9 protein-coding genes are annotated in these 9,015 nt (G+C 40.3%); 6 read left to right on the forward strand and 3 right to left on the reverse strand.

Annotated features, from left to right (window positions below; genetic code table 11):
• The first annotated feature begins 97 nt into the window (after window positions 1–97).
• The gene (locus H8B06_RS16950) at window positions 98–1,348 is read left to right on the forward strand and encodes a PQQ-dependent sugar dehydrogenase (RefSeq protein WP_190995384.1); all 1,251 of its coding nucleotides are present in this window, start codon (window positions 98–100) and stop codon (window positions 1,346–1,348) included.
• A 5-nt stretch (window positions 1,349–1,353) separates the two neighbouring features.
• Here H8B06_RS16950 and recR read toward each other — a convergent pair whose 3' ends face one another.
• Window positions 1,354–1,968, reverse strand: a complete 615-nt coding sequence (gene recR, locus H8B06_RS16955) for a recombination mediator RecR (RefSeq protein WP_190995385.1) — start codon at window positions 1,966–1,968, stop codon at window positions 1,354–1,356.
• Window positions 1,969–2,024: 56 nt separating this feature from the next.
• On the opposite strand from recR, the gene H8B06_RS16960 reads away from it, so the two are divergent.
• Window positions 2,025–2,729 (forward strand): LOG family protein, encoded by a 705-nt coding sequence (locus tag H8B06_RS16960; RefSeq protein ID WP_190995403.1) that lies wholly within the window; start codon window positions 2,025–2,027, stop codon window positions 2,727–2,729.
• A gap of 86 nt (window positions 2,730–2,815) precedes the next feature.
• Complete coding sequence (locus H8B06_RS16965) at window positions 2,816–3,460, forward strand: MgtC/SapB family protein (protein WP_190995386.1); 645 nt, start codon at window positions 2,816–2,818, stop codon at window positions 3,458–3,460.
• A gap of 15 nt (window positions 3,461–3,475) precedes the next feature.
• On the opposite strand, the gene H8B06_RS16970 is transcribed toward H8B06_RS16965, so the two are convergent.
• Together H8B06_RS16970 and H8B06_RS16975 are read right to left on the reverse strand one after the other, a co-directional pair.
• On the reverse strand, window positions 3,476–5,851 hold the full coding sequence (locus H8B06_RS16970) for an endonuclease MutS2 (RefSeq protein ID WP_190995387.1): 2,376 nt from the start codon (window positions 5,849–5,851) through the stop codon (window positions 3,476–3,478).
• A gap of 7 nt (window positions 5,852–5,858) precedes the next feature.
• Window positions 5,859–6,563 carry a DUF4296 domain-containing protein gene (locus H8B06_RS16975; protein WP_190995388.1) on the reverse strand — a complete coding sequence of 235 codons (705 nt, stop codon included), beginning with the start codon at window positions 6,561–6,563 and terminating at the stop codon, window positions 5,859–5,861.
• An 82-nt stretch (window positions 6,564–6,645) separates the two neighbouring features.
• On the opposite strand from H8B06_RS16975, the gene H8B06_RS16980 reads away from it, so the two are divergent.
• The 3 genes from H8B06_RS16980 to H8B06_RS16990 all read left to right on the forward strand — a co-directional run bounded on the left by H8B06_RS16980 (window position 6,646) and on the right by H8B06_RS16990 (window position 8,887).
• On the forward strand, window positions 6,646–7,338 hold the full coding sequence (locus tag H8B06_RS16980; RefSeq protein WP_190995389.1) for a YggS family pyridoxal phosphate-dependent enzyme: 693 nt from the start codon (window positions 6,646–6,648) through the stop codon (window positions 7,336–7,338).
• 28 nt (window positions 7,339–7,366) lie between these two features.
• Window positions 7,367–8,188, forward strand: a complete 822-nt coding sequence (locus H8B06_RS16985) for a DUF3298 and DUF4163 domain-containing protein (RefSeq protein WP_190995390.1) — start codon at window positions 7,367–7,369, stop codon at window positions 8,186–8,188.
• 258 nt (window positions 8,189–8,446) lie between these two features.
• Window positions 8,447–8,887, forward strand: coding sequence for an Arm DNA-binding domain-containing protein (locus tag H8B06_RS16990; protein WP_223857731.1), 441 nt, complete (start codon window positions 8,447–8,449; stop codon window positions 8,885–8,887).
• Window positions 8,888–9,015: the final 128 nt, after the last annotated feature.

Consider the following 9,015-nt stretch of genomic DNA (forward strand, 5'->3'; position numbering starts at 1 on the left):
CTCCCCGTTTGAAAACCTTTTTTTTATGCCTTATCAAAACATTTTCATACATTTAATGCTTAAATGAAAAAGACATACTAAAAATAATATTTGACAGATGAAACGAACATTTCCAGCTTTTTTATTATTATCGACAGCTTCATTAGTAGCTGCCTCTTGCAATACTAACGGAGCTTCCAAAGCGTCAGACGACCATGCTGCAACCGACAGTGTTTATCCTCCCGTAGAAAAAAACAAACCCAATACAGATTACAAACCTGCTTTTGAAGGTCAGACTCGGGCTCCAGGAGTAAAGACACAGACACCGTATGAAAGCGAAGTGGTCACAGACAAACTCAAATCTCCTTGGGGGATTGTAGCACTTCCTGATGGCCGCCTGTTAATTACCGAAAATGAAGGCAACATGCGCATCGTTTCTGACAATGGTGAACTTAGCGAAGCAATTGGCGGCATCCCAAAAGTGGATGCACGTGGCCAAGGCGGACTTCTTGGACTTACACTCGATCCTAATTTTGCTTCTAATAGAATAGTATATTGGGTATTCTCTGAACCTGTCTCTGGTGGCAATCATACGGCGGTAGCCAAAGGACGTCTAGCTGATGATGAGAAATCCATTGAGAATGCACAGGTTATTTACCAAGCTTTGCCAACCTATGATGGCAAACAACATTATGGCGGACGTATTATTTTTGATAAAACGGGGAACTTATTTGTGAGTACAGGTGAACGTTCTGATCTAGAAACAAGACCACAGGCACAAGACCTAAAATCTGCTTTAGGAAAAATTGTCCGCATCACAAAAGACGGCCAAGCAGCATCTGACAACCCTTTTGCTGCAAACGGCGAGGCTCGTCCGGAAATCTATAGCTACGGAAATCGGAATGTGCAGGGTTTAGCATTACATCCAGAAACCGGAGATTTATGGGAAACAGAATTCGGCCCACGTGGAGGGGATGAACTTAACCGTATAGAAGCAGGAAAGAATTATGGATGGCCAACCATTACTTATGGTTTGGAATACAGTGGAAAAGAAATAGGGAATCCCCCCATCCAACAACAAGAGGGATTAGAGCAACCCGTTTATTACTGGGATCCCGTATTGTCACCAAGCGGCCTGATCTTTTATACAGGTGACGCTATTCCAGAATGGAAAAATAACATATTTAGCGGAGGCTTAAGCAGTATGCATATTGCACGGCTTGTTATTAAAGACAATAAAGTAGTGGGCGAAGAACGCCTTTTGGAAAAAGAAGGACAGCGCTTCCGAGATGTCGTACAAGGTAAAAACGGCGAAATATTCGCAATTACAGATGGTGGTAGACTTTATAAAATACATAAGAAAATATAGGGTGTTTACCCTATATTTCTTTCATAAGGTACGCGCGTAGCAATAGACCGTCCTAACGTTATTTCATCCACGTATTCCAGTTCACCACCAAAAGCTATCCCTCTAGCTATCGTACTAATCTGTACATCAAAATCCTTCAATTTTCTATACAGATAGAAAATAGTGGTATCGCCTTCCATCGTGGCGCTAAGGGCCAAAATAATCTCCTGCACTTCACCTTTCTTCAATCGCTCCATAAGTGCTTCTATCTTGAGATCGGAAGGTCCTACCCCATCCATCGGCGAAATAAGTCCGCCTAGCACATGGTAAACGCCTTGATATTGATTCGTGTTCTCAATGGCCATTACATCCCGCGTATCTTCCACCACACAGATCGTTTCATGATCCCGCTTTACAGACGAACAGATTTCGCATACTTCGTGATCGGAAATATTAAAACAGGTCTTACAATAACGTATCTGTTCTTTAAGTTGATCTATAGAGTGGGTGAAACGGTTCACGTCGCTATTTGATTGTTTCAACAAATGCAGTACCAACCGTAAAGCGGTTTTTTTACCTATTCCAGGCAAACGCCCAAATTCTTCTACTGCCTGTTCTAAAAGTCGCGACGAAAAATGCATATGCAAAAATAAAAAAAATCCCTATCTTGGAAAACTCAACAAGTGGAATCATGTATATGGTTAAAGATGACAAAATAAGAAGATCATTTGCCAATAAAACTTGGCAAGAAATAAAAGTAAAAGACTCTTGGCAGATTTTCAAAATCATGGCAGAATTTGTCGACGGTTTTGAAAAATTAGCCAAAATAGGCCCCTGTGTATCCATATTTGGTTCTGCACGGACCAAATCCGACCACAAATATTATGAAATTACGGTGGAAATAGCACGTTTACTTGCGGACAAGGGTTATGGTGTGATTTCAGGGGGAGGTCCAGGCATTATGGAAGCTGCCAATAAAGGGGCGTACGACGCCGGCGGTAAATCGGTTGGACTCAATATCGAATTGCCCTTTGAGCAATTTCACAATAAATATATTGACCGGGACAAGCTGTTAGAGTTCAATTATTTCTTCGTACGTAAAGTTATGTTCACAAAATATTCGCAGGGATACATTGTGATGCCTGGTGGGTTTGGCACGATGGATGAACTCTTCGAAGCCATCACCTTAATCCAAACCGGAAAGATTGCCCGCTTCCCGATCGTTTTGGTCGGAACTGAATATTGGAAAGGATTATTCGATTGGATTGCGAATTCCATGTTGGGTAATGCCTATATTTCCGAAGAAGACTTAAAACTTTACCGTTTTGTAGATACGGCAGAGGAAGCTGCTGACCATATCTTCCGATTCTATGATAAATATTTAATGAAACCGAATTTTTAAACACAAAACCATTAAACTTTCTATGTACGAAACCGTTATACTAGCAATGCACGATGACGGCAGTTGCTATTAATTGATAATAAGATATGTTTGAGTGGCTAGAGGATGTACCTATCCAGAGTGTATTAATATCCATTTTATGTGGTGCTGTGGTAGGCTTTGAACGAGAGTTTAAAAATAAATCTGCGGGTTTTCGTACCATTATCCTCATTTGTTTGGGTTCTACCATATTTACCTTAACATCTCGTATGGGAAATATATCCGATGACCGTATCGCTGCCAATATTGTGACCGGAATTGGTTTTCTGGGTGCAGGCGTCATTTATCAAGGCAAATTTACAGTACAGGGATTGACAACAGCAGCTGTCATCTGGTCTATGGCAGGTGTCGGTATGATGATTGGCTTCGAAAACTATGCGCTTGGCTTTGTGCTCACTTTTTGCATGGTGGTTATTCTTTCCTTATTCCAAAAGATGGAAAACCTGCTTGCCAACATTTACTTTATACGAACTATCCACGTCACTTTTCAAAATATCGAAGTAGCCCATTTAGGTGAATTTGAAAATTTCATGAAAGAGCATAAAGTAAAGCCTCAACGTAAAGGCGTGGAGAAAAAAGGAGAACATCTTACGGTTGTTTATGAAATAACGGGTACACAAAAAAATATCCGTCGCGCAAACGATGCCATTATCACACTGGATTATGTGTATTCGTTTAATAATTTAGGCTAAACAAAGCCCCCACCATTACTGAATATAAGCATAGGTAATTCCATCTCCACCACGATCAGCATGTTCGTCTTCAAAATGGGATATGTGACTATATTTACGCAGGTAATCCCGAATAAATTTTCGGAGTATACCGTCTCCTTTGCCATGCAAAATTTTCAACGACGGATAACCGATCATCACTGCGCGATCCAGCACGGTTTCCAACTGGCGTAAAGCATCTTCTGTACGCATTCCCCTGACATCAAGTTCTGGCTGAAAATCGGCTGCCGATTCCGTAGAAATAGCCTTGTGCTTCTTGACCACATTAGTTTTTTCCTTTCCCTGCAATTTAACCACTGTATTTTTCTTGACCACCGTACGCAGTTCTCCAAGTGCCAAAATCAGATTGTTCCCTTTCGCAACCTCTATGACTTGCGCTTCTGTATCAGCTCCCAGAATTTTCACCCAATCCCCTACTTTGAAGGATTCGTCCATTTGTGCAGCCACAGCTTGTTTGGTCACAGGCTTCTTCTCGGTGTGCTTATCCACTTCGGCATGCAAACGACGACGTATTTCCCTGGTTTTATCTTTATCCGCCTGTACGGATTTAATTTCGGCAACCGTATTCTCCACCAGTTTATTCGCATTTTTCAAAATCTGGCGAGCTTCCTCCTTCGCTTCCCGAATAATCTGTTTCTTATTTTCTTCCAGATATACTTGCAAGTTTTCGTATTCGCTCTTTAATTTTTCTAACTCGCGTTCTCGCATAGCGATAGCCGTCTTCGTGTCGTATATTTCCTTTTTATCACGCTCCAGATCCACTAATAACGTATCCACTTTCTTCTGACGAGCACCTATCTTGTCTTTGGCCACATGTAAGATATCTTTACGCAAACCTATTTTCTGTGCTATCTCAAAAGCGTATGAACTTCCGGGCTTTCCTACTTGCAAGATATATAGCGGACGCATCGCGACATTATCGAATAACATAGACGCGTTTTCCAATCCGGCTGTATTACTCGCAAATACTTTAAGGTTGGAGTAATGCGTTGTTATCACACCACGCACCTCTTTTTTGTTCAACGCTTCCAAAACAGCTTCAGCAATGGGCCCGCCAAATAACGGATCCGTCCCTGTACCAAACTCGTCAATCAAGACCAACGTTCTCGCATTTGCAAACTCGGTGAAATGTTTCATTTTTGACAGGTGCGCACTATAGGTACTCAAGTCACTCTCGATAGATTGGTCATCGCCAATATCCGCAAATATCTGTCGGAAAACCCCCACTTTAGAGGTTGTCTCCGCCGGGATGAGCAATCCCGATTGCACCATAAGCTGTAGCAAACCAACTGTTTTCATACAAACCGATTTACCGCCGGCATTTGGTCCAGACACTAGAATTATGCGGTCTTCTCGATCTATTTTGATATTTAAGGGAACGACGGACGGATGATTTTCTCTGCGCGCATTAATTAACAACAACGGATGCCGCGCATTAACGAGGTTAATATCTGCCTCTGTTGATAATTCCGGCATCTCGGCCTCCATATCAATGGCAAATAGCGCTTTCGCCCGAACAAAATCAAGTTTACTCAATAAACCATGATACGCTAATAATAACGGAACATGCGGGCGCAATTCGTTGGTTAATTCCGTCAATATCCGTATAACTTCCCGTCTACGCTCAAATACCAAATCTCTTACCTTATTGTTAAGGTGAAAAACTTCTTCTGGCTCTATATAAGCTGTTTGTCCAGTAGCAGATTCATCATGTATAAAACCCTTTAATTTACGTTTGTTTTCCGCGAGTATAGGAATACACAAGCGACCATCTCTAATCGTTAAGTTTCCGTCTGCTGTCCAACCGTTATTTTGTGCCTGCTTAAATACCTGATCGATACGTTTACGTGCTTCCTGTTCACTTTTAAGTATTTGTTGCGTCAAGTCCAACAACAAACGAGATGCATTATCTTTCATTTTTCCGCGGTCGTCTATCACCACTTCAATCTGTCTGATAATCTGTTTTTCGATAGGAAGATGTTCAAAAAGCAATTCCAGATGCACATACTGCCCTTGCCGTTCGTTGAAATAGCGGATAATAGCATACACCGTACGCAATGAAAGTAAAATACGATGAAACTCCTCCTCTGCTAAAAAAGAACCTTCTACACGGGCTTTTTCCGCTAACGGCTTTATAGGGTACAAATGATCCACAGGAAGCGGTGCATCGTTAACCAACAAATCCTTAAACTCTTGTGTCTGACGAAGAAATCTATCGATATTATCAAGTTTCACTTGAGGCTGAATTTTCTCCACCATTTCTCTTCCAGACTCACTCAAACATTTATCTTTTATCAGGTCTTTAATTTCAATAAAACCTAATTTATCTATTGCATTTTTGGGGAAAATCATAAAATTCTTAATTTTCAAGCGGCTTCGCTTCTACTTTCTTCGGGACGGGGTTTCGCATCGGGGTTGGCCGGATGTGTCTAGGTATCGTCGCCGGTTTCTGTCCAACAGATACCGCATTCGAATCCAGTTGAGACTTTTCCGTTTCTTCTGCATTCGGTTCATCTGCTTCTTTTGATACCGAAGGCTGGATCGTTGGTTGATATGTCTGAATAGCATATAGTCCTGCGCCGTTCATAAAATCGTTTTGATGCACACGATATGTCAATGGCACCGTATCCACCTGTACCTCCAGAATTAACTTACGGACATCCTCTTTTAAACGTTCAAACCGCTGGACAACACGTATACTATCTGAGACCCACACGTTTCTCAAAGAATCTGTCCGACGATAGTCGTCCTCATAACCATTTATTTTTTTTGTCACTTTGGTATACAATTCCTTAGAAACTATAGGGTTGCCTAAATAATAAGCAATATTATCCTTAAATTTAATCGAGTCGATACCGTATTTTTCAAATACCTCTCCATACAAGCTGCCGATAACTTTACGGGTACTATCCACCGGCAAGGTATTCAAATAGCCATCCACCAGATGTACATCCGTCATCAAATCTACCATTGTCTTTTCCGAAAGGATTCCTTTTGGCTTCGACCGATTACAGGAGATCATCAAAAAAAACGACGACAATATAATAAGTATTAAGCGCTGCATTTTGTAAGTTTGTACAAAATTACAAAAAGGCATCATAATAACCGCTTTTTTTCATTTTCAGAACATTTGAAATTACACCAAAATGAGTATTGCAACAAATATTGAATCTTTACAAGTCGACCTCAAACCAATCGGTGTTACCCTTATTGCCGTTTCCAAAACAAAATCTAACGAAGAAATCATGGAAGCCTATGCTGCGGGTCAGCGCATATTTGGTGAAAACATGGTACAAGAAATGGTCGAGAAATATGAAGCATTACCGAAAGATATTGCCTGGCATCTTATAGGTCACTTACAGACAAATAAAGTGAAATATATTGCTCCTTTTGTATCCATGATACAATCTGTTGATTCATTAAAGGTTTTAAAAGAAATCGATAAACACGCCGGCAGGCATCACCGGGTCATCGACTGTCTTTTACAGGTGTATATTGCAGATGAAGCCACCAAATTTGGTTTCGATCATGCAGAGCTTATCGAAATGCTGCGTAGCCGTGACTTTCAGGATTTACAGTATGTGCGTATCCGTGGGCTTATGGGCATCGCCACCAATACCGAAAACGAGAAGGTGATCAAAGAAGAGTTTTATGAACTAAAAATGTTGTTCGATGGCATTAAGACTAGTTTTTTCCATAAGGACGATACCTTTGATACCCTATCTATGGGTATGTCGTCGGATTACAATCTGGCTATAGAGAAGGGGGCAAATATGGTCCGACTCGGAAGCACCATTTTCGGGAAACGTATTATCAAACATTATAAGAACAATGATTAATGGTTAACGGTTAAGAAACTAGCAATTGGTGAAAAAGCACTTAATATATAGTATCGGATTGGGCATTTTTTTATTCGCCCACAGTTGTACCAGTAGAAACAAATCACAGGAAAGCGTATCAACAATAGTAGAAGATGCCCCTCCGTTGACGACAGACACGCTGGATTATCACCTGGAGGTTTTCAAGGAGATCAGCCCTTATTTTTCCGGTGACGAAACGACCTTGGACACGACATTTTATGCGGCACGTTATCCTGTTTTTTCTACAGAAATAGATTCCTTGGTTCGAGAAGCAATCTTTGTCGATGGTGAGCATAAAGCAAACCAAGTAGCAGAAAGCTTTCTAGGTGGATTCAATGAATATGCCGAAGAACAAATCAATAGTGAAAATCATGCTTTTCATGCTTGGTTCAGAAATCAAGATTGTGAAGTTATTTTGAATGTACCCGGATTTCTAACCTTAAAGAATGCGATTAGTGAGTACACAGGAGGTGCACACGGAATAGAAATTGAAATCTGGTCTAACTACGATACGCAAAATAAAAAGAAGCTTTCATTGGCTGATATTTTTCAAGACACACTTGTATTACGCCAAATTGTAGAAGGTTATTTCAGAAAACAAGAAAAGTTGAGCAATACCAGCGCTTATGGAAGTAATTATTTTTTTGATGATGAAACCTTTACCCTGGCAGACAACTTTGGTCTGACCCGTGCGGGGCTTTTGTTTCACTATAACCCTTACGAGATCAAATCGTATGCGGAGGGACCGACTACACTCATCGTTCCATATAGTGCGTTGGAAGAGGTAACGACGGAAAAAGGTCAGCGGTTGTTAGATATTTTAAAATAAATTTTCAGTAAAAATACATCAAAGATTAATAACAAGGAAAACGATTGTAAATAAAGGCTTTACAATCGTTTTTTGATTTTTTAGTAATGAGGTAAAAAGCAGAGAAAAGCTAGGTTTGGCAAAAGTAAGGTTACTAAAACGTTACTTTTGAAAACAAAAACTAACACATGTAAAATACTGTATTTCAGCTTTCTGCATAGTTTTTCATATTGTCCCGTAGCTCACATAGGTTTAATTTTATCATTAAGAATTGTGAGTATGGAAACGACAAAAAAATCAACGTTTAAGGTATTGTTCTACCTTAAAAAGAATGCCCCGAAGAAAAACGGAAAGGTAACGGTTATGTGCAGAATTACCGTAAACGGTAAGCAGTCTGCATTCAGCACCAAGTTGGATATTTCCGCAACAAATTGGGATTTGAAGTATGGCAGGGTTTTAGGAAAGAGCCGAGAAGCCCAAGAGGTAAACGGCAAGCTTGATAAAATCCGTTTAGGTATTGAGGAATGCTATTCAAAAATCCTAAAGAATGAGGGAGCGGTAAACAGTGCCAAAATTAAAAATGCTTTTCTCGGTATGGAAAGTGGAGAACTGACCTTTTTCAAGTTCTATGAACAGTTCCTTTCCGATTATGAGAAAAAAGTAAACAGTGGACTTCGTGTAAATGGCACACGTAGTAAGTGGAATTGCAACTTAAATTAGGTGCATTAGTTTCGATTTCATCTGACAGTTAAAGGGCAAACAAACTAGATTTGTAATGCGAATAACAAATTGAAGTTTAACCCCTTAACAATGTCAGACATGAATGTAGAGACAAAATTAATCAAAAG

The sequence above is a fragment of the Sphingobacterium micropteri genome, from assembly GCF_014692515.1.
Classification (GTDB): domain Bacteria; phylum Bacteroidota; class Bacteroidia; order Sphingobacteriales; family Sphingobacteriaceae; genus Sphingobacterium; species Sphingobacterium micropteri.